Genomic DNA, 26272 nt, shown 5'->3' with positions numbered 1-26272 from the left:
GCCTAGAGCGGCTGGTTAGGGAAGCCAGCCTGAGCCTGAAAAATCTGGACGTCGTTTTTGTAGAAAAGCATTTCGCCCTTCCTGGGCTTCATCCGTTCGATAGAACAGATGGGTGGCCTGGCCGGCTAGCTCCTGAAGTCCTGCCAAGCCATCGGTTTCAGCATTGAATGCGGCCTTCAGGCAGCGGATGGCTGTGGGGCTGTGTTGCAACACCTCTCTTGCCCAACGCACTCCCTCTGCTTCAAGACCATCAAGAGGAACAATCTCGTTGATCAACCCCATTTTCAGTGCTTCTTCAGCTCCGTATTGACGACAGAGAAACCAGATTTCACGAGCCTTGCGTTGCCCCACGACTCTGGCTAGGTAACCAGCACCAAAGCCACCATCAAAGCTGCCCACCTTGGGACCGGTTTGCCCAAACACGGCATTCTCTGCCGCCAGACTGAGATCACATAACAAGTGCAGCACTTGGCCGCCGCCGATCGCATAGCCAGCGACAAGTGCAATCACAACCTTTGGCAAGCTGCGAATGATGCGCTGTAGGTCGAGAACATTGAGGCGCGGCAAACCTTCCTCATCGAGGTAGCCACCGTCGCCGCGCACACTTTGGTCACCACCTGCACAAAAGGCATAGCCGCCATCGTCAGCAGGTCCAACACCGGTGAACAAAACCACGCCTAAACGTTGGTCGTCTCGAATTCTGGTAAACGCATCACAGAGTTCCATCACCGTGCGTGGTCGGAAAGCATTGCGCTTGGCCGGACGATCAATCGCAACCCTGGCAATTCCTTCTGAACTGCGATCGAGCAGGACGTCTTGATATTCACCCCAGGGTTCCCATTCGATCGTGGGCTTGCCAGGCAAAACCTGTCTTGGCCTCCTATCAAACCGATTGGAATCCATAGCCATCGGGATCAAAGATCAATGTGGCCATTTTGGGAAATCGACTGCAGATGCATCTTCAATCCCTCGCGAAGCTGTTGCCTCATCGATGAATCTTGACGCCGATGCGTGCACACACGTATCAAAACAGGTCCAGCCTGGAAGAGCCCCCACTCCAAGGCTGCTGGTAGGTCTTCGAGACAGGCCACCTGCCGGTGAGGAATGTTATGAGCCCCTGCAAGAGCAAGAGGGTCAACCGCCTGAGGCATGGCAAACAGCTGCTCAAATGCTTCGCTAGGAGCTGTCTTCACCAGAAGTTGCTCGAAGATGCCTCCGCCACCATTGTCGATCAACACCACCACCAAAGGCGGGCGCTGGGGATGAGCAAGCAACCAGCCATTGCTGTCATGGAGGAGAGCCAGGTCGCCGCTTACAAGCAAAGTGGGCCCAAGAGCCATCGCTAAACCCATGCTTAAAGAAAGGGTGCCGTCGATACCAGACGCGCCTCGAAAACTGAAGCATCGTCTCGAAAATAAGCTCTTGTCCGCATAAGCCAGCCAGTCCCTCACAGGACTACTCGCTGCCAACATGATTGGTAGCTCAGTTGGCAGAAGACGGGATAACCAGCGAGCCAGGGCTGGTTCTGTGATGGCACCCTGGAGGGGTAACTGCTGATCCAGCCACTCCTGAGCAAAACGATCGCTGATCTGCCATTTCCTCAGCAGAGCCTTGGTTGCCTTTTGAGAGGCGGCATCAGCATCGATCCAGCGATGGTGATGGTGTTGCCACCAGCTCGTCAATCCATGACTCCATTGCACTGACAAACCAAGGGGATCGAGACAACGGGAGTCTCCCTCTGTAATCAGGAGCTGACCGTCACCAAAGCTTTTCAACCATGCCTCAAGGCTCCGACTGGCTGACATTGGTCCTAGACGCAGCACTTGAAGCTGCTCATGAGAGCCTAAAAGCCCAGCAGCCAAAAGCAGCTCCCAGGAGCGGATTAGACCAGGTTGGTCTGAAGGCAGAGCCGATAGTGGATCGGCCAGCACGGGCCAGCCACTCAAGGCCTGCCACTCCCGCAAGGATTGCTGAAAAGCAAAGAGGTCTTTGCTTAGGCCTCGCCAAGGACCAGCTATCACAACGCCGGGTCGTAAAGGATCCAATGCAAAGGGAGCCTGATCGGTAACCCCATTAGTCCCCTCAGCTGCCATTGCCAGATTGATTGGCTTGATCGGAGATGAACGTGGAATCTTGGGAGACCACCGCTTCCAGATCATCCTCTGCTCTTCTTCACTGAGATGTAGAGGCTCCTCAAAAGGCAGATTGAGATGAACGGCCCCTGCGGGGTGATGAGCTCGTTGCCAGGCCTTCTCTGCGAATGATTCCAGCGTTTCTTTACTGAAAAGATGCAACCCCTCTCTTGGGCCCTGCCCAATCCATCGACAGGCAGGACTCAAGAAAGTCTCCTGATTCACCGTTTGATTGGCACCGCAGTCTTTGAGTCGATAGGGACGGTCAGCAGTGAGCAGCAACAGGGGCTGACAGGATCGATCAGCCTCCACCGCTGCAGGCAAAAGGTTGGCTACAGCGGTGCCCGAAGTGGTCACTACAGCTGCTGCAGTGCCTGTAGCAGTGCTAAAACCCAAAGCCAAGAAAGCAGCAGAGCGCTCATCAATGGCAGTGCTAAGCCGCAAGCGATTGGTACGTGCCATTCCTCCTGCAGCCAGTGCAAGGGGCCCCGAGCGGCTGCCGGGACAAAGCACGAGATGGCGCAGCCCCAAGGCATGAAATGCCTCGAGCAAGCTCAGGCAAACCAACAGATTGTTGTGAGCAAGAGACAGAGCTTGAGCCTTAGCCAATGCGATTCTCGGTCAATACCGACCGGCGAGGGCCGACTTAATCAGTTTCGATGACCCCGACACCTTCTCCTCCTCGAAAAGAAGCAAGCGGTAGCTGGCGCAGCCTGCTGCTCTGGGTGGTTCTGGCCTTGTTGATGCGCTGGCAGGTGGTGGAGCCTCGCTGGATTCCCTCCGGTTCAATGCTGCCAACCCTTCAGTTGAAGGATCGCATTCTTGTTGAGAAGGTTCGCCCTCGACTTGCACGTCAACAAGAACAGCCTTTGCCGCTGGGCAGCGTGGTGGTGTTTCACCCGCCATCCGCACTACTGGATGCTGGCTACGACCCCAAAGCGGCCTTGATTAAACGCGTGGTGGGGCGTCCGGGCGATCAACTGGAAGTTCATCATGGTCAGCTCTTGCGCAACGAGATCGCCATCAAGGATGACTGCCGTGATGCCCCAATGAACTACGAGATGGCGAAGGTGACCGTTCCTGAGCATGAACTTTGGGTGATGGGGGACAACCGCAATTCCAGTCTTGACTCTCATCTCTGGGGGCCATTACCAGAAGAAGCTGTGATCGGAACAGCTATTTGGAGGTACTGGCCACTCAATCGGTTCGGTCCAATACGGTTCCCCTCCCAAGGCAAGAGTGGATCAAACGACCTAGCTGCGATAGGGTCAACATCGTGACGAAAAGCACACCGGATGTTCAACCCGGAGTTCCTGACCACCGATAACAACGATTGCCAGGACGGTAATGGGCTAATTCAGTACCTTCAGGATCAATCCCCTGATGTATTGCAGCGAGTCGCCAAGTCCGCCAGCAATGATATTCAGGACATTATTCGCCACAATGTTCAGGGCCTGCTGGGCATGCTCCCAGGTGAGCAATTTGAAGTGAAGGTCACAGCCAGTCGCGATAATCTCGCCAGTTTGCTCGCATCAGCAATGATGACTGGATATTTCTTGCGCCAGATGGAGCAACGCAAGGAATTGGAAGAGTCGTTGTTTTCAGATGAAGCGATGGCAGTCGACACAGATGATCTCAATCTTTGAAGGCTGCCTGAGGATCTTTCGGCACCACACCAAGGCTGAGCAGGCGTTTATCAACGCTGCCTAGAAAGCTCCAGCTGGCTTGATTGATAGCCCATGGGCGTCTGGAAATAGATTCACTTAAATCTCGAACGTGATGAGGCTTGAAGGCCACGATGTCGCTGAAGTGAGCAGACACAAGCCAGCGCATCCCTTTTAGGCGCCGCATCTCATCCAACCATTCCAATAAGACGTCCTTCGCTCTTGGAAATACCAGCCGTTCCAACACTGGCGCAACTTGTAGGAGCGGGCCGTTCTTCCCGAGACGCTCCTGAGCCGCAGCTTCCCATCCGGGCTGCCAAGCAAATGGAAACAGGCCGAAATGGGCTTTAGGGCTAAGTGTTCCGGGCCTGAAGGCATTGCGCAGCACTTCCAACAGGGGAGGAATCACAAGCGGCCCTGGCTTCAGATAGGTCGCGAACAACACCACACGGGCCCATCCTCGGCGGCGCGCTTGTGGCGAATCCTCAAGGGGTTGATCACCCCGATCACGGGCGTGGAATAACAAGGGTGTGGGGTCTAGATCAAACAGAGCTGGAGGCTCTGCCTCGATGCCCACTAGAGCATCTGTTACCAATACAGCACCGGAAGCTCGGTGAAAACAAGCCACCTCTTCAAAACGGCCAAGCCCCAAATCCAGGGGGCCTAAAGGCAGCCAAGTACAACTGTCCGGATGGGGAAAGCCGTCCTCCTGCAACACCTTGGTGCGGCGCGCTGGAATGCCCAGCCAAGATGAAGGCAAGGAAATTGGGAAACTCCACTGACCAGGACAAACCCATACCTCTGCCTGTGGGAAGGCTCGTGCCATTGCCGGTAGAGACAGTTTGTGCTCTAGGCCAGACGCGGTGGGGAGCACAATCGTGACCACATTGCCATGGGTGGCCTCCAGATCAGCTAGAGCTCGGCGCAACTCGGGAGTAGGCGGAAGGGGATTGAACAACATCAACCCACCTGGCACCTTCACCACGGTGAGCCTTACAGGCACAGCGACGTAATAGAGGCCTTGGAGTTGTTCAAAACTCCAGATCTGATTGGGTATTAGTTCCCGGACCAGGGTGCGGCGCTGACCATAGGGATAGAGAGGTAACAGCGGCCACCAAGGCCACTCTTGATCAAGCCAAGAGACGCTCTTAGTTGCACTCACTTGACCAGAAATAGCTTGATTCTCGGGACTCATAGTCTCAATCTGTGCAAGTGGTCAACATCTTGTGCAACTGGTTTTAGGGACAAGCTAGAGATAGAACAGGCGAGCAAGCGAGTCTGTCCCTGGATGACGCCCAACTACGGGATGCGTCGCAACAGCGCGAGGAGGCCGAGGCAACTTGCCAATTATCTCAGAGGAGTTCACTCTGAGTGGCATGGCTTGTCTCTGCGCAGCAAGACCAAGCCGAATGGCCAGGGGTTGATATAGCTGCTCTTCAATATCGCTACTGAGGGGAAGGCTCTTAACTCCGGCAAAGAGAACGTTTACCAAAAGCCCTCAGCAGGTCAAGGAAAGCCTGTTAAACCAGAAAAGACCAGCGTGTGATTATGGGCGTATGGGTTAGAGCAGAAGCTGAAACCTCGAAGCTTGCACATGCCGTCGCCTAATCTTCGCGGCGAGAAGTACAAAATAAAAGCTAATGCTTCTACCATTATCCATACATAGGCCTACGCAAAAAAAAAACCTCAAAATCATTAAAATAGTTTGAACAGAAAGAAGGGACCGGTTGAGATACTGGAATGATTTAAATGTCAAGGATGAGAATAGTAACTGTTAAATTATTTACTACTCTCATTCTAACCCGTAGGCGTTAGCAACAAGAAGGTGCCGGTATTTGCTATTAAGCTAATTGTTAACTCTGTTACTCCTGAGGCTACTTTTTAGAGTCTTTTTATTGATCTAAGCATTGATTGATATGCGAAAATTGCAAAAGAAAGTGGCCTAAAATGCATGGTTAGCATCGTTGATACTAAGGAAGAATTCGTTCATGAATGTCTGCCTCAAGTCTGTTAATTCTAATCAAAGATAGAGACATAATGAATTCAGCCTAAATAGTTTTGAGCTTTTTGGGGCTGGCAGAGATTGCTCAGTATTTGAGATTCAAGAAGACACCAACTAAAATCAAGAGGACTGTAAGCAAGGCTGCCCATATGATAATCGGGCTAATTGAGGGATTGTTTCTTTTGCTGAGGGCATCAAAAACCTGCTCCTGAATCTCCTGGTCAGAGAGCTCGACTACAGCTTCTGTCGTGGACTCGTTTGAGTCAATAAAGAGTGAAGCGACTTTTGCTATTGAAACTATATCTGCACCTTCAGCGGTTAATTGACTTTGCAGCAAGGGCTCTGATTTGAGCTTGGCAAGAAAAACTTTGAGCTGTGCTGCTTGCATTGCAATCTTGCTATTGTTAATTACTCTATCAAGATCATGTGCAATATCAACCTTTCGTAACCAACTATAATTATAAAAAATTCTGCCAATGAAGGATGATGATGAAAAGACTGTAAGGTTTTGACGAATGAACTAAATCCCTTTGATTGTTTTTTATACATTGAAATTTGACTGACCTTTCTCCTAAGTCAATTGAATCTTTTCGATTGCCATGGCTTTCCCTCATGTTGATTGATAAACGCATATGCTTGCGTCTGCTATAATGGATTTTAAATGCGTTCACCAATCAATAACATTTCATCAGTCCGAGCAGGCGTTGCTCCTACGGTGATGATTGTAGGAGCTTCAATTGCAGCGATTGTTGGTGTTTCAGCAATATTCGTCGTGCCTGCTGGTGAAGTAGGAGTCGTAACGACTCTTGGAAAGGTTAGTGAAAATCCACGACTACCTGGCTTGAATCTAAAGATACCCTTCGCTCAATCAGTTCATTTCTTCAACATAAGAACACAAGTACGTCCAGAAAACTTCTCCAGTTTAACTAAAGACCTGCAAGTTATAGAAGCGACTGCAACTATTAAGTATGCTGTGAAGCAGTCTGAAGCGCCAAGGATTTATAGTACCATCGCAACAGGTAATGCTGAGATTTACGAACGGATCATTCAGCCATCATTACTCAAGGCTCTTAAGTCTGTGTTTTCAAAATATGAACTTGTAACCATCGCAACTGATTGGAATAATATCTCTCAGATTGTAGAAACTAATGCATCGGCTGAATTGGCAAAGTTTGACTATGTTGAGGTCAAAGGTCTCGATCTGACTGGGTTAAAAATCGCAGAAGAATATCGTTCCGCAATTGAACAGAAGCAAATAGCCGAACAGCAATTATTAAAGGCACAAACTGAAGTGAAGATCGCAGGACAAGAAGCAATCAAGTTTGAAACTCTTAATAGAGGTCTTAATGACAGGGTTCTTTATAAGCTATTTCTTGACAAATGGGATGGCAAAACTCAGGTTGTGCCAGGCTTGAATGGTCGGATGCCTCCAGTCATCGTCGGCCAGTGATAATCTGTGTATATTTATTTGTTGATGATGGCCTGAAGTTGTAGGTGCAAATAAAGGCCTAAGTGGACTATTCGTATTAAGAACAGTTAGCCTTCTTTGCCTTTTCACTCTTGTCTGTGCTTGATTTCCCTATGGCTAATTTTTAGAAGCTGGCTGATTGTGAATGAAGGCAATTTGAATCGGTCCTATTGTTTCCGACCAGGCGACAAATTTAAGAGTTGTACCTAGCCAAATTTCACTGCTCAAGCAATATTTGCTTGGCTCTTTTTCTTGATGTTGAGGTTGGCTAGAAACCTTGTATATTACGATTCATGATTCAACTCTCTTCTCGCCTTTGACTTACGCTGAAAACCTAAAACACTTCGCGAGGTTGCCCTGATTATTTGCTTGGTGCCAATTGTAGTACTTGTTATGGCCTAGTTACAGCAGAGCTTCGTCACTATCAAGTTGGAAACTCCATTGGCTATTTAGATCCAATTAGATCAATTGCGTTGTTCGTTTCTCCTTCCATTATCGCTCACTGAATCCTCGATTAAAGAAGAACTGAGTAGCTCTGAACTCTGATCCAAAGTTCGAATTCAGTTGCTGTTGCAAAGATCGAACAACGCCACTTCGGCACAAAGGCCGGGACCAAAGGCGAGTGCCAGGCAAGGTCCGCTGCAAGCCTTATGACGCATGCGTTCAAGAATGAAAAGAACGGTGGCCGAAGACATGTTGCCGTGAGCTTGAAGGACGGACCGGGATTCAGCCAGGTGCTCATGCTTGAGGGCTAAGGCGTCGGCGCAGGCCTGCAGGATCCTCGGCCCCCCAGGGTGGAGGGCCCAGCTGCGGATTTCAGTCAGATCGGATCCATGGCCCCTCAACCAACTGCTCAGCCAAGGTTGCAATGCATCAGCTATCGCCTCTGGCACCTGTGGTGATAAACCCATAGCGAAACCATGATCTCCGACCTGCCAATGCATCAGACTGCTGGTGTTTGGAATCACGGTGGAGCCAGAAGCCTTCAGGGTCAGAGATTGTTTCGATTGCGCCAAAGCTTGAGAAGCAACCAAAGCTGCGGCTCCATCCGCGAACAGGGCATTGGCTACCACCTTCTCGGGGTCCCAGCCGTAATGAAGATGGAGACTGCACAGTTCGACAGAACACAGCAGCACTACAGCGTTGGCATCAGCTTCAGCGAACGCCCGCGCCACACGTAGACCGTTCAAGGCACCGTGACAGCCCATGAATCCCACATGAGTCCTCTGAACACCGGGGTCAAGTTCAAGTTGGTCGATCAGAGCAAGGTCAACACCCGGAGCCTTGAATCCGGTACAGCAAACGGTCACAAGATGAGTGATCACATCAGCGGCTAGCTCGGCCTCCTCGAGGGCAAGACGGCATGCATTGATTGCTAGCGCTGAAGCATGGTGATCAAACTCGTTCATCCTTGCTGCAGTCGTGGGGCTTTTGGCCCCGTAGAAGGGCAAACGCTTGCTGATCGGCTCACTCGCGTCGTCTCCCAGCAGAACGCTGCCCCTGTTCTGAACCTGAGTTCGTCGCTGAATCCGGCGGACCAGTGCCGCTCGTTCGGGACTGTCGGCACTGACCAACTCGGCAAGCGCCATGGAATCGCTCTGATTGACTTGTTGTTCCGGCACTGCAGTTCCCATGCCGCGAATGGTCAGAGGCATTGCTGACTTCCGGCGGAGGGGAGCGTCACATGGTTCAGGCTGGCAACAATCCGTTCAGACAGTGCCGGCCAGCGGCTGCTCAGTTCAAACAATGCCCTCGTCGGCTTTGGCTGCCTCAGCACCATGGCAAGAGTGCGACAGATCCGCTGGCGACGACCGATCCGCAGCTTCAGCTCTCTCGTCCAGCGTTTCTCCAGATCATGGCTCCAGCGCAGGAGGCCTTCTTCAACGAATGGTGCCGCTGCGGCACCTGCAGTGAGGGCCCAGGCAATTCCTTCTCCTGTAAATGGCTCCACATAACCCGCTGCGTCACCCATTACCAGAAAGCGCTCTCCGGCAACAACTTCAGCGCCGCGACTAAGAGCTGGTGTCAGCTGCCATCGCCCCTGTCTCAGAGCAGCAGGTGGTGGGAAACCAGCCTGCATAAGCACATCCTGGGTCGCTCCGGCCGCTCCTTGCCCATGGGCTAGCGCCTGCCGATCGAAAGCGGCTGCCAGATTGAGTAAACCGTCCTCTCGGCGCACCAGACCCACATAACCACGTTCGCCGATTGCCATGTGAATGGCGCCTGCGGTGTAGTGCTTCTCATCATCAACAAGAACACAACCCGCCCCAACCCTGGAACGACTACGGATCCTGGTGATGCCAGCATCCTGCTCGGGCAAGCAACGCTGGGCAAGCCCAGCTGCAACAAGCACGACACGCGCCCTGACGTGGTTCTGCTGACCGCTGCGCTGATCCTTCAGCCGCACAATCCGCCAGCCTGGCTGGACTTCTTCGACCCCGGCGCTCATTTGACAGCGAACGGAAGCTCCAGCTTCAACGACCGCGTCCATCAGTGCCTGATCGAACCGTTCCCTGGAGAGAGCAAAACCATCGGGAATGGCTAGAGATGTTTGACGACCATTCAGGCCGAGGCGAAGGGTTTGCAGTCGTACGCCGCCGCGATCAATGATGAGATCGTTCTGCCCTAGAGAGGCGAGAGTCGCCTGAGCCTGTTTGTTAAAGCAGCAACCACACACTTTCCAGCGGGGGAAAGCGCGTTTTTCCACAAGTAACACCGTTAATCCTCGCCTTGCGCAATCCAGGGCGGCTAGTCCCCCTGCAGGACCGGCCCCAACCACCAGTACATCCCACGACTCCTGCATCTCAATGTCGCTCCCAGCTGAGCAGGTAACGTTCAGGCCAGCAGCGATTCAGTTGAACACCCTCCAAACCTGCGCGCCGGGCTAAAGCCATGATTTCCGCAGGACGGAAAGCGGCACGAACCGAAAGGGGGCCATCGGTATGGACCACCCAGGAGCGACTCAGGAGACGTGTTCCAGCCCAGGCCATCACGTAGCCCAGACGACTGCGGATCAGATCATTAACCAGCACAAGCCTGCGGGCCCTTGTTGCCATTCTGGCGAAAAGCCGTTCTACGTCGCTGTCGTCTAAGTGATGGGTGAAAAGGGTGCAGAACACCACATCGAACGATTCATCATCAACGTTTTCAGAGAGTGCGTCGGCAGAGAAGAATGTCAATTTGGCATTCCGTTTCCATGCATTGGCACGGGCAATACGCACGGCTTCTGGGTTGAAATCACAGGCTTGAATCTCGAGCTTCAGGCCCTGGCGCTGTGCCATCAGAGCAAGATCGATCGCTGTGTCTCCACCTCCGCAGGCCAGCTCGAGCACCCGTAGGGGAGTCTCGGGGTGACGGATGGCTAGAGCCTGAATGGATTGGAATAGACCTGCAGAACAGCGGCTGATGGCATTGATGCGACGCAAGCCGTTTAAGGCCCTGGCATGTTCAGTGGGATCAAGCCCTGGCTGATCCATGACTTCCGGTTGACGATCACGCCGGTTGAGAGCCTCACCCCAGGGCATCGGGCACGAACGTGGTGTTCCCTCAACTTAGGCAGAAGGCTGGTGCGGAAATTGTCAGATCATCTTTAATCTCGATCGAACCGTAGATGCAGGCAATGCGCCCTACCACCGAACCGGTCAAGGCCTCAAAAATTCTCTCAACAACAAGCTGCTGAACATTGCCAGAGAGCACAGGAGAGGACTCATTGCTCAGGCAGACGACGTGCAATTGCAGGAAACATGACTCTTTGCACAAATCCCTAGGGACATCCAAGGGATAAGGCCTGCAAACAAATTGCAACCACAGCCGCAAAGCGGCAGCAGCGGCAATCAAAGCCACGCTTAATCAAGTCAAGTGATTGTTTGAACTGGAGTCTCAGGCGCTTTCAGTGGATTTTCTATTGAAAGTGCACATCATGAACAGAACGTGGCTGCTCAATTTAAATCTGAACTGAGATTAGCTATTGAGCAATTGGTGTTCCTCAAACCACATTGAGCAGAGCCGAATTGAAGAGGCCCATAAAAATCAAGTCCTCTCTAGTCAGACTTGCGCTGTTCGGCCACGCCTATGGAGCAAGTGAACGCTGAACTTTCAAAATGCCGTATCGAGGGGAGAATAAGAAAGTCAGCAGGAAAAGAACGGTCTGCACCAGCACAATGCAGCCTGCAGTGGAACTATCGGTCCAATAGCTGATGTAGACACCTAGAACACTTGAAAGGGCACTACTTAGGATTGCGAGCAAAGTCATCCGATCAAAGCGGTCTGTGAGTAGATAGGCCGTAGCGCCAGGAGTGATTAACATCGCAACCACAAGGATGATGCCTACGGTCTGTAGACCAGCAACGGCAGCAAGTGATAACACTGATAACAGCAAATAATGCAGTAGTCCTGTATTGATGCCGATCGATCGTGCATGGGTTGGATCAAAGCAGAACAACATAAAATCCCTGCGAAGAACCAACAGAATTGCCACCACAATTCCAGAAATCAAAAGTGTTTGCTGGATATCAGCCATTGAGATTCCCAGCACATTGCCAAAAAGAATATGGGTGAGGTCGATGTTGCTTCTGGTTTTGGATACCAGTACCAATCCGAGCGCAAAAAATCCTGTAAAGACAAGGCCAATCACAGTGTCTTCCTTGACCCGTGACTTTTGTTTTACAAAGCCAATCAAAGCCACAGACCCCACGCCAAAGACAAAGGCCCCCATCGAGAACGGCAACCCCAGGGCATAGGCCACAACCACTCCGGGCATCACGGCATGGGAGACCGCATCGCCCATTAACGCCCAGCCCTTGAGGGTCATGTAGCAGGAGAGCAGTCCACATACCCCTCCAACAAGAGCACTCACCACCAAGGCACGCACCATGAACTCATGACTAAGGGGTTCCAATAACCAAGACAGCGTTGTCGTTGTTGCCAGAAGCTCTGTCATTGCTTGAAGTCCTCCGTGGAGGTCGGACCACCGCTCAGGACGTTCGGAACCATGCCGCCGAATGTCATGGCGAGGTTCTCTGGAGTAAAGACCTCTGCCGTTTGGCCATAGGCCAGCACCGTCTTGTTGATGAGTACCACCAGATCGCAGAACTCGCGCACATGACTGAGGTCATGGGTGGAGATCAAGATGGTGTGACCCTCATGACGAAACTGAAGGAACAGCTCCGCCATGAGCTTTTCGGTTCGTACATCAACACCGTTAAATGGCTCATCGAGTAGGAGTACAGAGGCGCGCTGGGCAATTGCGCGGGCCAGGAATGCCCGCTTGCGCTGGCCGCCGGAGAGGGCCCCAATGGGGCGATGTCTCAAGTCGAGAAGCTCCACCCGTTCGAGGGCATGCCAAACCGCCAATCGATCTGATTCCCTAGGGATGCGTAAGAGATTCATCGAGCCATAGCGACCCATCATCACCACTTCCCAGACGCTTATTGGGAACGAGCAGTCGATTTCCTCGCTCTGAGGGACGTAGGCAACAGCCTGATCGCGCTGGGCACGGGGAACGGATAGCCCATTGATTTGGATCGTTCCTCGTGATGGTCTTACAAAACCCATCAGGGCCTTGAAAAGGGTTGACTTGCCAGAACCATTCATTCCAACTAGCCCGCAGATGCAGCCAGCCCGCAAATGCAGGCTGGCGTCATAAAGCGCCACGACGCCGTTGTAATCCACGCAAATTTGATCGGCCTCAATGCGCAGGCGATCGCCGAAAGGAATTGAACGACACTGATCCATTATTTTTCGCGATTGACTGGTACCAATTCATCCAGAATCAGATCGACGTTATGTCGTTGAAGATCGAGCAAGGTCGAGGCCGGCCCATCGGCTTGCGAAAGAGAATCAACAAAGAATGTACCGCCAAAGCGAGCGCCGCTAGCCCGTGCGACCTCACGCTGAGCCTTGGCGCTGACAGTGCTTTCGCAGAAGATCGCTGGCACTTCACGCAGCTTGACGGTCTCGATGAGTTTGGCCATACGTTGAGGGGTGACCTCACTCTCGGCATTGACAGGCCAAAGGTAAGCCTCCTCCATGCCGTAATCCTTTGCCAAATAGGTGAAGGCTCCCTCACAGGTGACCAGTAAACGACGTTTGGCTGGAATCGTTGCCAGAGATGTCCTTAGTTCATCATCAAGTTTTTGGAGCTGGTCTTTGTAGCGACGACCATTAATGGCAAAGGTCTTGGCACCTTCTGGATCAAGCTTGCTAAAGGCTTTCACCAGTTGATCGACGTATTGCATCGCCCGTTGCGGAGACATCCAGGCATGAGGATTGGGCTTGCCTGCGTAGGCATCCCCCTCAATTAACAGTGGCTCCATCCCCTCACTAAGAGTCAGCGTTGAGACCTTGCCAGCAGCGGCAGTGAACTTGCGCGCCCAGAGTTCCAACCCAAAGCCATTTTCGACAATCAAATCCGCACCAACAGCTTGGGCCAGGTCACTTGGCGTGGGCTGATAACCATGAATTTCAGCGCCCTGCTTGACAATCGAGCGCACCTGTAAACGGTCGCCGGCAACATTGCGTGCCATGTCTGCCAGCACCGTGAAGGTGGTGAGCACAAGAGGTTTGCCTGAGTCTTGGGCCTGGGACTGGCTCGCCATCCTGGTTGGTGGTGTGCAGGCACCTAGAAGTGCAAGGCAGCAGAAGGCAAGCGCAAAACGGACGGCTTGACGCCCAGAGATCAATTGAGACACGTGATAGGTCCGATTGCCAAAGGACTCTCAGGGGTTATTTCATGTTCCCTGAAGCTCCTAAGTATGGAATCTTGCTGAGCCCAAAAAGAGGCTTTTCAAAGAAGTTGCGACTTAGCAACAAACAACCCCCTCTTGAGAGGGGGTTGTGAGGTTCAGCTGCTGCCAAACCTTGTATTGAGGATGATCAGATCAGCCAATCGCAGGAGCAATCAGAGCCACAGGTGTGGACTCAGCAGCTGCCAGGTCGAGAGGGAAGTTATGAGCATTGCGCTCGTGCATCACTTCCATACCGAGGTTGCTGCGGTTGAGCACATCAGCCCAGGTTGGTACAACTCTGCCTTGGGCATCGAGAACCGACTGGTTGAAGTTAAAGCCGTTCAAGTTGAAGGCCATGGTGCTAATACCCAGTGAGGTGATCCAGATGCAGATCACCGGCCAGGCAGCCAGGAAGAAGTGCAGACTGCGGCTGTTATTGAAGCTGGCATACTGGAAGATCAGACGACCGAAATAACCGTGGGCAGCCACGATGTTGTAGGTCTCTTCCTCTTGGCCGAACTTATAGCCGTAGTTCTGAGACTCGGTTTCGGTGGTTTCACGAATCAACGATGAGGTCACCAGTGAACCGTGCATGGCGGAGAACAAACTGCCGCCAAACATGCCCGCCACACCAATCATGTGGAAGGGATGCATGAGGATGTTGTGCTCTGCCTGGAACACCAACATGAAGTTGAAGGTTCCAGAGATGCCTAAAGGCATGCCATCCGAGAAGGAACCCTGACCAACGGGATAGATCAGGAAAACAGCAAAGGCTGCCGACAGCGGTGCGCTGTAGGCCACACAGATCCAAGGGCGCATGCCCAAGCGGTAGGAGAGTTCCCATTGGCGACCCAACCAGCAACAAATGCCGATCAGGAAGTGGAACACAACAAGCTGGTAAGGACCGCCGTTGTAAAGCCACTCATCAACAGAAGCAGCTTCCCAAATGGGATAAAAGTGCAGGCCGATGGCGTTGCTGGAAGGAACAACAGCACCAGAAATGATGTTATTGCCGTAGAGGAAAGAGCCAGCAACAGGCTCACGGATACCGTCGATATCAACCGGCGGTGCCGCAATAAAGGCAATGGTGAAGCAGATGGCAGCTGCCAACAGCGTGGGAACCATCAGGACACCGAACCAACCCACATAAATGCGGTTATTGGTGGAGGTGACCCAATTGCAGAAGGATTCCCAGCCACTGAGGCGACCACTGCGAATGGTGGTGGTCATTGAGTATGAAGAGGACGTTAACGAGCCTCAACCCATGGTTAGGGAAGACTCGCCAATAGCATATAAAAATTGGGCAGCAAAGCTCACTTGCTGCAAGTGCTTTCCTCACATTGCGACGCAGTGCGCAAGCAAACTTCATGAAGTTTGCTTGCGCAGCCTACGCAGGGTTTGGCGAGGCGCCTGGTTGGCGAGCCAGCTCCTTGATCCAGCTGATTCCCTGTTGTGAAAAGCTGGACCAATCGAGACGTTCCTGCTCTGCAGCCTTAGCAACCAGCAGCGGTGCCTGAATCTTTAAGGCTTCCAAATCCGGCTCAGCAACGCCACTGTTCAATGCCAGCCAATCGGCCATTGAGCGTCCAACAACACGGGTTAGGTAAGCAGCGCTGAGCGCCTGAACAGTACCCGCTGCAATCCAGCTGCTGCTGTCAAGTTTGGCTACGCCCAATAGAGCTTGGCCACTCCACTCCACCACTCCCTGGGCTAGAGCCGCCCCAGCTAACTGGCGAGCTGCCAACTGCAGAACCTCTGGCTTCAAGGAACACTTCCAAATCCCCGCCATTTCTTTAATCATCAAGCCGTTGACCACAGCCACGGCTAGAAGATCCGTTGTGGGTAAAGGAGAGGCAAAAACAGCTCCTGCAACCAACCATTGAGTGCGCTGTTGGAGTCCAAGGAACCTCTGCCTGCGAAGTTGCTCTAACTCGGCTTGCCAATTGCGGTGAAGACTGCCCAACAAGCGCTTACGCGTGATCTCAAGATTTCGCTGAGGGTGCTCTAACAGACGTCTCACCGGTGCAAGGGCTTCTGAAAGATCGTCTTGATTGCCTGTCCAACGAAGCACCTGTCCGCTCAAGCGTTGTGGCAACTGAGCTTGAAGTGCCTGCAGCTGATCGACCCAAGTCGATGAATCTTGCCAAGAGACGATCAGCCAGATGGGTTGATTGGCTGGCACCCTCTCTAACCAAAGAAGGTCTGCTGCCATCAACGGCAAAGGTAAGACATAGAGCAAGACATCCTGCTCTTGAAGAGCTGCGGGCCAGACCCAAGACTCGCCTGTCTGAGAGAGAGGCCGCGCCCAGCTGATGCTCAGTGGAGTGGATCCTGCAATGGCTGTCTGAACATCGGGATGATCCTCAAGAGAACCCTCTCCGGAATTCACAAAAGAAACTTTTTGAGGTTCGGAACGCTGTAGAACGGCATCAAGGGCCTCGCTGCGCTGTTGGCGAAGCGCAACCACATCTTCCTGACCCTCTTCTAGGTCCTCAAACTGATCAAGGACCTCTTTGCAGCGACGGATCCAGCCCTGCACAGAATCTGGTGCATCAAAACGGGCCGGTATTGAGGGCCTTGACAACCACCAGACGCCCGCACCAGCAACCATCAAGCCAAGACCACCGCCAGGCAGATGAATCACATCAGTGAAGACCCACTGACCGAGGACGAGGGACCCTGTGATGAGTGCTACCCGGCCAATTAAGGCAGGGGAGCGAGGCACAAGATTGATCAGTAGGGCTGGAAGCTTCACGGGGCACCACCTGTCGTGCAAGCCTTACCAGCCTACGTGACCTTCTTCGTTCAATTAATGGCTGAGAGAAGACTTTGCGTTCCTTTGGCTCCTCAAATGGGGTCACAAACGAAGCGTTTCTCTGATGAAGATCAAAAAAAATTTAATCCCGTCATGAACCCCAGGCATGTCGCGAAAGACGACGATGCGTCACACTTGCGCCTGATTGAAGGCCGTAGGCCATGACTGATTCTTACAGCGATCCGCAACGACAAGAAAGGCATGGTGATGGTGCCCGGGAGAGCGGAAGGGCTGGATTCCGAGGTGGGCGCGGTCCTGGGAACCGTGAAGCCGGCGGATTTCGTATCCGTTTGAGCGACAACGAAATGCGCTCTGCCAGAGCCCTGCAGGAAGCCTTTCAACTGCGCTCCACAGTGGCGGTACTGGGATTTGCCTTGCGCACCCTTGGCCAGATGTTGGAGGACGGCCAATTGGACGAACTGGTGGCCAGTGAGCGTTCCAAGGCCCCAAGTGGTGGCAGACGAAGAGAAGAAGGAGCTCAGCGAACGCGTAGTGATCGCTCTCATAGAGACAGACAGCCAATGCATCGAGGGGCTCGACCTGATCCTTTCGCACGGCCAGCCAAGCCTCAACCATCGGTTCAAGAGCCCGAGAAGGCTCTTGAAAGTGAACAAAACCGAGCTGAAGAACAAACTCAAGAACAGGCCCAGACTGCTGAAAGCGAACAATTGCACTCAGCAGAGCAAGAGCAGGACCAGGCTGCTGAAACTCAACAAGTGCAGGCAATAGAGCATGAACCTGACAATGCACCTAGTGAGGGCTGATTAATGCAGCGCCCGCGGGTCCTTTCCGGCGTCCAGCCGACTGGTGCCCTCCATCTGGGTAACTGGTTGGGGGCCATCCGCAACTGGGTAGATCTTCAGAGCAGCCATGACACCTATGTCTGTGTCGTGGATTTACATGCCATTACCGTTCCGCACGATCCAGAACGTTTGGCCGAGGAGTCCCTCTCCACAGCCGCTCTCTACCTGGCCTGTGGGATGGATCCAGATCTCTGCAGCATCTTTGTGCAGAGCCAGGTTTCCGCCCACAGTGAGCTCTGTTGGTTGCTGAACTGTGTTACGCCTCTGAACTGGCTAGAGCGAATGATCCAGTTCAAAGAAAAGTCAGTCAAACAGGGGGACAACGTTTCTGTGGGACTGCTGGACTATCCGGTGTTGATGGCAGCAGACATTCTTCTTTATGACGCTGATTTGGTGCCTGTGGGCGAAGACCAGAAACAACATTTAGAACTCGCCCGTGACATCGCTCAGCAGCGCATCAATGCTCGCTTCGGTAGTGAAGAGAAACCTGTCCTTAAAGTTCCAGATCCCCTGATCATTAAAGAGGGGGCAAGAGTGATGAGCCTTAGCGATGGCCGCAGCAAGATGAGTAAAAGTGACCCCAATGAAGGAAGTCGTATCACACTGCTTGATCCGCCTGAACTGATCACAAAAAAAATCAAGCGGGCCAAGACAGACCCCCAAATGGGCTTGCAATTTGGCAACCCAGACCGCCCAGAGGCTGACAATCTGCTTGGGATTTACGCCATTCTTAGTGGCCGCGGAAGAGAAGCAGCTGCCCAAGAATGCGCAGAAATGGGATGGGGAACCTTCAAGCCTCTGCTGGCCGACGCCACGGTGTCAGCCCTTGAGCCGATACAGCATCGCTATCAACAACTCATGGGCGACCGCATTGAACTCATCAGAGTTCTTGACCAAGGCAGGACAAGAGCGGAAGAGACCGCCCAAGCAACCCTTCAACGAGTCCGCCAGGCCCTTGGCTTCCTGATAGCCAGCTAATCAATACAGGCCGAAAGAAAAGTTTGGCTAATCATTGGGGATTAGTGATGGTCGAGGCCTCCTTGTGGCACTGAAGGTAGCGAGTTCTAGCCATCAGAAAGGGTCTCGTGAGACGCAGGATCTGTTGTCAATGTCAACTTCAGGCTTATGCACACTCTGGTGCGTGAGTCAAGGGTATTAGTCACCATCTCGCCAGACGGGGGAGGTATTGATCAATGTGACAAACCGTTTAGTTGGTTTACGTGCTTCGCTCGTTCCCATTGAAGTTTGGCTTTTCAGGTCAATCGAATCATTCGAATTGGTTCACGGCAACTTCCGCCATGATCAGCCTGAGTGTTCTCATGGGTACTGGCGAGACCTTGCAAGCTGAACGCATTCAGTTACCTAAAGAACATGCTTTTAGGGTGAACGTTGCTGATCAAAGCAATGGAAGCCAAAAACTGCACTATTTAATAACGCCCGAACGTCGAGCCCTTCTGAACACCATCCGTTATGCAGAAGGCACTTGGAAAGAAGGAAAAGACCTCGGATATCGCACAATGTTTGGAGGGGGTATCTTTGAGGACCTCTCTCAACACCCCAATCGAGTTGTGGTGAAGTTCTACAGCAGTGCAGCAGCAGGTGCCTATCAATTCATGCCATCAACTTGGATGGCAGTAGCGAAGGAGCTGAACTTACCCAATTTTCAACCACAACATCAAGATCAAGCAGCGTTGCACTTGGTTAGCAAGCGCGGTGCTCTCAAGGAAATAGATTCTATTGGTTTAACGCACTCCGCGATGGCTCGTCTTGCACCGGAATGGGCTTCGTTTCCTAATTGGGCTGGCAACAGCAGTTATGGACAGCCAGTCAAGAGCCATGCAGAGTTGGCAAAATTTTATTCAGCCAATTTGCGTCAATTGCAGCAGCAGGCCTTAGCAAGCTAAAAGCATCTAACTTCAGAACTAGAAGAAGTTGTGTGCTTCTACTCGAAAGACATCCCTTGATTGCAACCAAATCCTAGCGTTCCCTTTGCGGATCACTCTCTAAAAGAGACATCCAAAAAGGATGACGATCACAACAGAAGCAGACAATCTCGGCAGCTTTCTTGCGACGAGCAAAGCCCATAGTCGATGCCCTCAACCATGACCCTGAGCATTGCGATCAGGGCCGTAAGCGATTTGCTCACTTGTTTTGCTGACGGGCCTGCTGGTAGCTGGATTATCAGCAAAGCTCGAATTCCATGACAGACCATTCCCTAAGCAGAAAATGTTAGGCATCAAGCGTCTCTCGGATTGATTACGATCAAAGCCATGTGTGCTGGGGGTAGGCAGGTAATGCCAACATCTTTTGCTCACGACAGCCAAGAACGCCTACAAAAACGCCTAGGCGGTTAGATCGGCTGTATAAAAAACCATTTTGAGATCGTAGCAAATAGCTCTGACGAATCTAAGCAAGACCCCATTGAAGTCTATGCTGGTATTTTGCTTGTTGGACTTGCCAGGAAGTTTTATCCTATGTCCCTTTTTTGCAGTGTTCCTCTACGTTTTTGCTAATGTGCAAAATATTTTAGTTCAGCATTCAGAGGTGCAAGGATTGCTAATGATATAGCTGATAAAATAGAACACTATTGTAACTCATCAAAGAAAACTCCTTGCTATGCCTATTATTACACTTCCAGACGGAAATAAAAAGAAGTTTGATCAACCCGTAACCATTATGGAGGTGGCCGAAAGCCTTGGGCCTGGATTAGCAAAGGCGGCTATCGCAGGCCGAGTCAATGGCGTATTGCTTGATACCTGTATCCCTATCGAGAAAGACTCTGAAGTCAATATCATCACGGCGAAAGACCAAGATGGAATTGAGACTATTCGCCACTCATTCGCTCACTTGATTGGTCATGCCGTAAAGCAATTATATCCCGAAGCAAAAATGGCCATTGGTCCAGTTATTGAAGATGGATTTTATTATGATATTGCTTATGATCAGCCTTTTACTCCTAAAGACTTGGAAGCGATTGAGGCTCGTATGAAAGAGCTGGTTAAGCTTGACTACGACGTTAATGTTGAAATAGTTTCAAGGGAAGAGGCTCATAAGGAATTCGAAAAGCGATGCGAGCCCTACAAGATCGAAATCGTAGATGAAATTCCTGAGAATGAAATTATTAAGCTATATCGACATCAAGAATATACTGATATGTGTAGAGGTCCACATGTGCCTAACACAAGGCATTTGCGCACTTTCAAATTAATGAAAGTATCAGGTGCTTATTGGCGAGGTGATTCAAATAAAACAATGTTGCAGCGCATCTATGGCACGGCCTGGGGAAGTTCCAAAGAGCTAAAAGCTTATCTCAAGCGCCTTGAAGAAGCTGAAAAGCGCGATCATCGCAGGATCGCCAAGCAAATGTCTTTATTTCATACTCAAGAAGAAGCTCCTGGGATGATTTTCTGGCATGCCAAGGGTTGGGCTATTTATCAGGTTTTAGAGCAATATATTCGCGAGACCCTGAGCCTGCATGACTACCAAGAAATCCGAACACCTCAGGTTGTAGACCGCTCCTTATGGGAGAAATCAGGCCATTGGGAGAAGTTCAAAGATGACATGTTTACAACGACATCTGAAAATCGTGAATATGCCATAAAGCCTATGAATTGTCCCTGCCATGTACAGATCTTCAACCAAGGCCTAAAAAGTTACCGCGACCTGCCAATTAGATTGGCAGAGTTTGGTTCATGTTTAAGGAATGAACCCTCGGGTTCACTTCATGGTCTCATGCGCGTGCGCAATTTTGTTCAAGACGATGCTCACATCTTTTGTACTGAGCTTCAGGTTCAGGAAGAGGTTTCTAAGTTTATTGATCTAGTCTTTGAGGTTTACAGATCATTTGGGTTTGACTCGGTGCTTATAAAGTTATCAACCAGGCCCGAAAAGCGTGTTGGTAGTGATGAGATCTGGGACAAATCAGAGAAGGCCTTGTCCGATGCATTGGACGCTAAAGGTCTTGCATGGGACTTATTGCCAGGGGAAGGTGCATTCTACGGACCTAAAATTGAGTTTTCTTTAAAAGACTGTCTTGGTAGAGTTTGGCAATGTGGAACGATCCAGGTTGACTTCTCGATGCCGGAACGTTTGGGAGCATCTTATGTATCAGAAGACAGCCAGCGCAGAACACCAGTAATGTTGCATCGAGCAATTCTGGGTTCTTTTGAACGTTTTATCGGAATTCTGATCGAGCACTATGCTGGACGACTCCCTATTTGGCTAGCACCTGTGCAGGTGGTAGTGATGGGGATTACAGACCGTAATGCTCAGGCTTGTCAGGATGTTTGCAAGAAGTTATTGGCTCTAGAATATCGAACTGAAGTTGACTTAAGAAATGAAAAAATTGGTTTTAAAGTTCGCGAACATACTCTTCAGCGCGTACCATTTTTAATCATTATTGGTGATAAAGAACAGCAGAGTGGAGAGGTGGCTGTGCGCACTCGAGAGGGCAAGGACTTTGGTAGCATGCCTTTGAAAGGCTTCACATCACTTCTGGATGAAGCAATTGCTCTTAAGGGTAGATCAGGTAACTATTGACAAAAGTTGTCAATAGTTAGGTGATGATAATAATTGAGGAATACCTCGCTTTGGAGTGAATCTCTCTTCCGTCTGGATGAGAAGCTGAATGGCAAATTGGGCCTGGCGATAGGAGAAGCTGATTGCTTCTCGTTGGTCGTTCTGGCTCTCTCGTTGGAGCAGGCTCTTTCTGTTCTGCGCAGAATCAGAACTTCTTTATGGTCTCCGATGCAAGCACTACTCAACCATCAAAAGAAATGACTGGTCTTGCGAAACGTCAATCAAACCAGTGGGGAATCTCAATCCGTGATGAGCAGGGCCAAGTCAGGTGGGGGCTAATTAGAGCTTGCTAATGAGTTCTTGCCAACCGATCTAGGCATGGGAATCACTATCCCTTGAGCTAATCAGCAATCTATCCAACGTAAAAGTTGCAGATCTCTCGCTGTCAATGCAGCCTGAGGGAAGCTCTTTGCCTCATTCGTCATCACCATGCCGTCCCCGAGAACCTTTCTGGCAGGTGATTTGGGGGGCACCAAAACCTTGCTTGCGCTCTATAGCTGGGACGAAAAGCAACTCAAGCAACAGCACCGGCGGAGGTATTTATCCAATCAGTGGACTTCGCTTGAACCCATGCTGAGCCACTTCATCGCCCATTTGCCAGGGGAGATGGAGCAACCCAATAACGGCTGCATCGCTGTTGCAGGACCGGTTCGCCATGGTGAGGCACGTATCACCAATCTGCCCTGGAGCCTGAAGGAGAAGGACCTTTGCTCAGCCACGGGACTGAAGCATTTGGAACTGATTAATGACTTTGGCGTATTGATCTACGGCCTACCCTTTCTCAACGACGCGCAGCAGGTGGAGCTTCAGCTTCCACAGCAGCATTTGTCTGCACAAGGACCAATAGCAGTTCTGGGGGCAGGTACTGGACTTGGAATGGCCCGTGGCCTGCCCACAAAAGATGGGATGGTGGCGCTGCCCAGTGAAGGCGGACACCGTGAATTTGCTCCTCGCAGTGAATGCGAGTGGCAACTTTGTGAGTGGCTCAAGGCCGATTTGCAACTCGAACGCCTTTCATTGGAACGTGTTGTCAGTGGCACCGGCCTGGGACACGTGGCGCGTTGGCGCCTACAGCACAGTGACGCAGATGGTCATCCTCTGCGAGATCTGGCCGATGCTTGGCGCCATGGTGCTGATGATCATCCCGACCATTTGGATCTGCCTGCTCTTGCTAGTCAAGCCGCAAGCCAAGGCGATTCAATTCTTCAAGAAGCCTTACAGCTCTGGCTAGCTGCTTACGGTTCTGCTGCGGGAGATTTAGCTCTGCAGGAACTCTGTGTCGGAGGCCTCTGGGTGGGTGGTGGTACCGCTGCGAAGCAGCTTCAAGGTCTTCGCTCAAGCACCTTTCTTGAAGCCTTCCGCAACAAGGGTCGCTTCCGTCCGTTTCTAGAGCAATTGCCAGTGATGGCAGTGATCGATCCCGAGGTGGGCCTGTTCAGTGCAGCCTGCAGAGCAAACATGCTTGCTGAGCAAGGTGGGACACTGACCTAAGTAGACAAGTAGGGATGGCGCAGCCGAGTATCGGCCAAAGAATTGTGGTTGACGTACCGTCCACCACAGCCAACATTGGTCCTGGCTTCGACTGCCTTGGTGCTGCCCTTGACCTCAACAACCGTTTTGCCATGCGGCGGATCGAAGGGGATAGCGGACCCTTTGAACTCATTATTGAAGGCAATGAGGGAAGCCACCTGCGCGGTGGGCCCAACAACCTGATTTATCGCGCTGCCCAGAGGGTGTGGAAAGCCGCAGGGCTCGAACCGGTGGGACTAGAAGCCAAAGTGAGGCTTGCGGTACCCCCCGCAAGAGGCCTAGGAAGCAGTGCCAGTGCGATCGTGGCAGGGTTGGTCGGAGCCAATGCCTTGGTGGGAGAACCGCTCAGCAAAGAAAAACTGTTGGAACTGGCCATTGACATTGAGGGCCATCCCGACAATGTGGTTCCTTCTCTTCTAGGAGGTCTTTGCTTGACTGCCAAGGCAGCCTCGCAACGCTGGCGGGTGGTTCGTTGTGTCTGGATCAATTCCGTGAAAGTCGTTGTAGCAATCCCCTCCATTCGCCTAAGTACGAGCGAGGCAAGGCGCGCCATGCCTAAAGACATTCCGATCAGCGATGCCGTAGAAAACCTTGGTGCCCTTACGCTCCTGCTGCAGGGACTGCGCACAGGAAACGGAGACCTGATCACAGATGGGATGCACGATCGATTACATGAGCCCTATCGCTGGCCATTAATCAAAGGAGGTTTGGAGGTTCGCGATGCGGCTCTGAATGCCGGTGCCTGGGGTTGTGCCATCAGCGGAGCTGGCCCCAGCGTGCTGGCTCTGTGCCCTGAGGATAAAGGGCAAGCAGTCAGTCAGGCAATGGTAAAAGCTTGGGAGGCTGAGGGTGTAGCAAGTAGGGCACCACTGCTTAGCATTCAGACAGGAGGAAGCCACTGGCAACCTCAAATTGAGGATGAGTAGATATACTCAAGCGCCCGCTCGGGGCTGATCAGTTCCTTCGCATTCTCTTGCCTGCCATGGACGCCAATTTGCCGCTGACGGCTGCGTCCCAGGCCTCATTTCCCTGGCTTTCCCTGATCGTGTTGCTGCCGGCGATGGGTGCCCTGCTGATGCCTCTGTTGCCAGGGAATGAAACAAGTAACTCCCAGGCACCACGCAATTTTGCACTGGCCTTTCTGCTGGTGGATTTCGTGCTCATGCTGGTTGTATTTAGCCGCATGTTTGATGGCCAGGATGGAGGGCTTCAGCTGGTTGAACGGGTTAGCTGGATTCCCTTCATCGGCCTGGAGTGGTCGCTCGGAGCAGACGGCCTTTCGGCTCCTCTGGTTGTGCTTAGTGGGCTGATCACTCTTCTTGCCGTGGCAGCTAGCTGGAAGGTGCAAAGCAAGACAAGGCTTTATTTCGCCCTGTTGTTGGTTCAGGCTTCTGCTCAGGGGCTGGTTTTCCTCTCTCAAGATTTCCTGCTGTTCTTTCTTGCTTGGGAACTAGAGCTGGTTCCGGTCTACCTGTTAATTGCCATCTGGGGCGGAAGCAGACGTCTATATGCCGCCACCAAATTCATTCTCTACACCGCTCTAGCGTCTTTACTGATTCTGATTAGCGGACTCGCTCTGGCACTGTCGGGTGGTGAGTTCACTCTCAACCTCACTGAGCTGGCAAATCGATCTCCAGAAGGCAGTCTTGGACTCCTCTGTTATCTGGGCTTTCTGGTGGGCTTTGGCGTAAAGCTACCGATGTTTCCTCTCCACACTTGGCTGCCAGATGCCCATGGAGAAGCCAACGCACCAGTGTCGATGCTGCTGGCAGGGGTACTCCTAAAGATGGGTGGCTATGCCCTTTTGCGCTTCAACGTGCAAATGCTGCCTGATGCTCATCTTCAGCTAGCGCCGGCCCTGATCGTGATTGGGATCGTCAACATCATCTACGGAGCACTCAACGCCTTTGCTCAAGACAACGTGAAACGACGAATTGCCTGCAGTTCTGTGAGCCACATGGGCTTTGTTCTTTTGGGTATCGGCGCGATCGATGCTCTCGGGATCAGTGGGGCCATGCTGCAGATGATTAGCCATGGCCTGATTGCAGCAGCCATGTTTTTCGTCACAGGAACGTTCTACGAACGCACGCAGACCCTCTCCATCCCCAATATGGGTGGCCTGGCCAAGGTCTTACCAATTACCTTCGCTTTTTTCTTGGCCAGCTCCCTGGCTTCCCTCGCCCTGCCAGGAATGAGCGGCTTTGTCAGTGAAATCACCGTCTTCCTCGGCATCATTAGTCAGGAAGGATTCACTTCAATATTCAGGGTTATCACGATCGTGCTGGCGGCGATTGGACTGGTCCTTACCCCCGTCTATTTGCTGTCGATGTGTCGACGGGTCTTTTTTGGCCCCAGGATTCCCGCCCTTGCAATGATCGAAGACATCAACCCCAGAGAGCTGACCATTGGGCTCAGTTTGATTGTGCCCACGTTGGTGATCGGATTTTGGCCTCGAGTCGCCATCGATCTCTATGAGGCTTCAACCAATGCTCTCGCTGATCGACTGATTAGCCATAGCTTGGTAGCTCAAGGTTCCCTGCTACCCCTTGGCTGAA

The 26272-nt window shown here is 51.9% G+C and carries 26 protein-coding genes; 11 read left to right on the top strand and 15 right to left on the bottom strand.

Features of this window, described 5'->3' with window-relative positions:
• Positions 1–15 precede the first annotated feature (15 nt).
• Both menB and menD read right to left on the bottom strand, forming a co-directional pair.
• On the bottom strand, positions 16–909 hold the full coding sequence (gene menB / locus SIB66_RS11675) for a 1,4-dihydroxy-2-naphthoyl-CoA synthase (RefSeq protein WP_063406170.1): 894 nt from the start codon (positions 907–909) through the stop codon (positions 16–18).
• A 5-nt stretch (positions 910–914) separates the two neighbouring features.
• Positions 915–2741, bottom strand: coding sequence for a 2-succinyl-5-enolpyruvyl-6-hydroxy-3-cyclohexene-1-carboxylate synthase (menD, locus tag SIB66_RS11670; protein ID WP_413410181.1), 1827 nt, complete (start codon positions 2739–2741; stop codon positions 915–917).
• Between the two features lie 50 nt (positions 2742–2791).
• On the opposite strand from menD, the gene lepB reads away from it, so the two are divergent.
• Complete coding sequence (lepB, locus tag SIB66_RS11665; protein ID WP_011129786.1) at positions 2792–3412, top strand: signal peptidase I; 621 nt, start codon at positions 2792–2794, stop codon at positions 3410–3412.
• Between the two features lie 15 nt (positions 3413–3427).
• Positions 3428–3778, top strand: a complete 351-nt coding sequence (locus SIB66_RS11660; protein ID WP_011826503.1) for a DUF760 domain-containing protein — start codon at positions 3428–3430, stop codon at positions 3776–3778.
• Here the strand turns inward: SIB66_RS11660 and SIB66_RS11655 are convergent.
• The 3 genes from SIB66_RS11655 to SIB66_RS11645 all read right to left on the bottom strand — a co-directional run bounded on the left by SIB66_RS11655 (position 3768) and on the right by SIB66_RS11645 (position 6186).
• The gene (locus SIB66_RS11655; protein WP_063421526.1) at positions 3768–4991 is read right to left on the bottom strand and encodes a DUF4336 domain-containing protein; all 1224 of its coding nucleotides are present in this window, start codon (positions 4989–4991) and stop codon (positions 3768–3770) included. The two genes, SIB66_RS11660 and SIB66_RS11655, sit on opposite strands and share 11 nt — an antisense overlap.
• Before the next feature lie 54 nt (positions 4992–5045).
• Positions 5046–5288 (bottom strand): hypothetical protein, encoded by a 243-nt coding sequence (locus tag SIB66_RS11650; RefSeq protein WP_063406172.1) that lies wholly within the window; start codon positions 5286–5288, stop codon positions 5046–5048.
• 595 nt (positions 5289–5883) lie between these two features.
• Complete coding sequence (locus tag SIB66_RS11645; protein WP_063399547.1) at positions 5884–6186, bottom strand: Nif11 family protein; 303 nt, start codon at positions 6184–6186, stop codon at positions 5884–5886.
• Positions 6187–6516: 330 nt separating this feature from the next.
• Here SIB66_RS11645 and SIB66_RS11640 point away from each other — a divergent pair, with 330 nt between their 5' ends.
• Positions 6517–7248, top strand: coding sequence for a prohibitin family protein (locus tag SIB66_RS11640; protein ID WP_236070210.1), 732 nt, complete (start codon positions 6517–6519; stop codon positions 7246–7248).
• Positions 7249–7826: 578 nt separating this feature from the next.
• On the opposite strand, the gene SIB66_RS11635 is transcribed toward SIB66_RS11640, so the two are convergent.
• From SIB66_RS11635 to SIB66_RS11595, 9 genes are all read right to left on the bottom strand, one after another.
• A complete protein-coding gene (locus SIB66_RS11635) occupies positions 7827–8921 on the bottom strand; it encodes a type III polyketide synthase (protein WP_063403318.1) in 1095 nt (364 codons plus the stop codon).
• Positions 8912–10069 carry an NAD(P)/FAD-dependent oxidoreductase gene (locus SIB66_RS11630; RefSeq protein ID WP_063399545.1) on the bottom strand — a complete coding sequence of 386 codons (1158 nt, stop codon included), beginning with the start codon at positions 10067–10069 and terminating at the stop codon, positions 8912–8914. Before SIB66_RS11630 ends, SIB66_RS11635 begins: the two co-directional genes overlap by 10 nt.
• Before the next feature lies 1 nt (position 10070).
• Positions 10071–10790 carry a class I SAM-dependent methyltransferase gene (locus SIB66_RS11625; RefSeq protein WP_063421528.1) on the bottom strand — a complete coding sequence of 240 codons (720 nt, stop codon included), beginning with the start codon at positions 10788–10790 and terminating at the stop codon, positions 10071–10073.
• Between the two features lie 22 nt (positions 10791–10812).
• Entirely contained in the window at positions 10813–11109 is a 297-nt protein-coding gene (locus tag SIB66_RS11620) for a hypothetical protein (RefSeq protein WP_063421530.1), read from the bottom strand.
• A gap of 226 nt (positions 11110–11335) precedes the next feature.
• Positions 11336–12205: a metal ABC transporter permease gene (locus tag SIB66_RS11615; protein WP_063421532.1), complete on the bottom strand. Its 870-nt coding sequence runs from the start codon at positions 12203–12205 to the stop codon at positions 11336–11338.
• Positions 12202–12999 (bottom strand): metal ABC transporter ATP-binding protein, encoded by a 798-nt coding sequence (locus SIB66_RS11610; protein ID WP_063406175.1) that lies wholly within the window; start codon positions 12997–12999, stop codon positions 12202–12204. Before SIB66_RS11610 ends, SIB66_RS11615 begins: the two co-directional genes overlap by 4 nt.
• Positions 12999–13955, bottom strand: a complete 957-nt coding sequence (locus SIB66_RS11605; protein WP_413410178.1) for a metal ABC transporter substrate-binding protein — start codon at positions 13953–13955, stop codon at positions 12999–13001. The genes SIB66_RS11610 and SIB66_RS11605 overlap by 1 nt, the downstream gene beginning before the upstream one ends.
• A gap of 189 nt (positions 13956–14144) precedes the next feature.
• Positions 14145–15221, bottom strand: a complete 1077-nt coding sequence (gene psbA, locus SIB66_RS11600; protein ID WP_011129798.1) for a photosystem II q(b) protein — start codon at positions 15219–15221, stop codon at positions 14145–14147.
• A gap of 157 nt (positions 15222–15378) precedes the next feature.
• Entirely contained in the window at positions 15379–16746 is a 1368-nt protein-coding gene (locus SIB66_RS11595) for a YcjF family protein (RefSeq protein ID WP_063407003.1), read from the bottom strand.
• 15 nt (positions 16747–16761) lie between these two features.
• Between SIB66_RS11595 and SIB66_RS11590 the strand changes: the two genes are divergently transcribed.
• The 4 genes from SIB66_RS11590 to SIB66_RS11575 all read left to right on the top strand — a co-directional run bounded on the left by SIB66_RS11590 (position 16762) and on the right by SIB66_RS11575 (position 19513).
• Positions 16762–16971, top strand: coding sequence for a hypothetical protein (locus SIB66_RS11590; RefSeq protein WP_063406609.1), 210 nt, complete (start codon positions 16762–16764; stop codon positions 16969–16971).
• Complete coding sequence (locus SIB66_RS11585) at positions 16968–17570, top strand: hypothetical protein (protein WP_063403232.1); 603 nt, start codon at positions 16968–16970, stop codon at positions 17568–17570. Before SIB66_RS11590 ends, SIB66_RS11585 begins: the two co-directional genes overlap by 4 nt.
• Positions 17571–17573: 3 nt before the next feature.
• Entirely contained in the window at positions 17574–18587 is a 1014-nt protein-coding gene (gene trpS / locus SIB66_RS11580; protein ID WP_063403233.1) for a tryptophan--tRNA ligase, read from the top strand.
• Between the two features lie 320 nt (positions 18588–18907).
• Positions 18908–19513: a glycoside hydrolase family 104 protein gene (locus tag SIB66_RS11575; protein WP_063407005.1), complete on the top strand. Its 606-nt coding sequence runs from the start codon at positions 18908–18910 to the stop codon at positions 19511–19513.
• A 192-nt stretch (positions 19514–19705) separates the two neighbouring features.
• On the opposite strand, the gene SIB66_RS11570 is transcribed toward SIB66_RS11575, so the two are convergent.
• Positions 19706–19846, bottom strand: a complete 141-nt coding sequence (locus SIB66_RS11570; protein WP_236070291.1) for a hypothetical protein — start codon at positions 19844–19846, stop codon at positions 19706–19708.
• Between the two features lie 379 nt (positions 19847–20225).
• Here SIB66_RS11570 and thrS point away from each other — a divergent pair, with 379 nt between their 5' ends.
• The 4 genes from thrS to SIB66_RS11550 all read left to right on the top strand — a co-directional run bounded on the left by thrS (position 20226) and on the right by SIB66_RS11550 (position 26271).
• The gene (thrS, locus tag SIB66_RS11565; RefSeq protein WP_063406611.1) at positions 20226–22148 is read left to right on the top strand and encodes a threonine--tRNA ligase; all 1923 of its coding nucleotides are present in this window, start codon (positions 20226–20228) and stop codon (positions 22146–22148) included.
• A gap of 468 nt (positions 22149–22616) precedes the next feature.
• Entirely contained in the window at positions 22617–23678 is a 1062-nt protein-coding gene (gene glk, locus SIB66_RS11560; protein WP_063406613.1) for a glucokinase, read from the top strand.
• 14 nt (positions 23679–23692) lie between these two features.
• On the top strand, positions 23693–24643 hold the full coding sequence (gene thrB / locus SIB66_RS11555) for a homoserine kinase (RefSeq protein WP_063406614.1): 951 nt from the start codon (positions 23693–23695) through the stop codon (positions 24641–24643).
• A 56-nt stretch (positions 24644–24699) separates the two neighbouring features.
• Positions 24700–26271: an NAD(P)H-quinone oxidoreductase subunit 4 gene (locus SIB66_RS11550; RefSeq protein WP_011826484.1), complete on the top strand. Its 1572-nt coding sequence runs from the start codon at positions 24700–24702 to the stop codon at positions 26269–26271.
• The last annotated feature ends 1 nt before the right edge of the window (position 26272 follow it).

The sequence above is a fragment of the Prochlorococcus sp. MIT 1318 genome (assembly GCF_047304505.1).
Taxonomy (GTDB): domain Bacteria; phylum Cyanobacteriota; class Cyanobacteriia; order PCC-6307; family Cyanobiaceae; genus Prochlorococcus; species Prochlorococcus marinus_D.
Note: the sequence above shows the minus strand (reverse complement) of the source record. Positions and strands in the feature narration are given on the sequence as shown.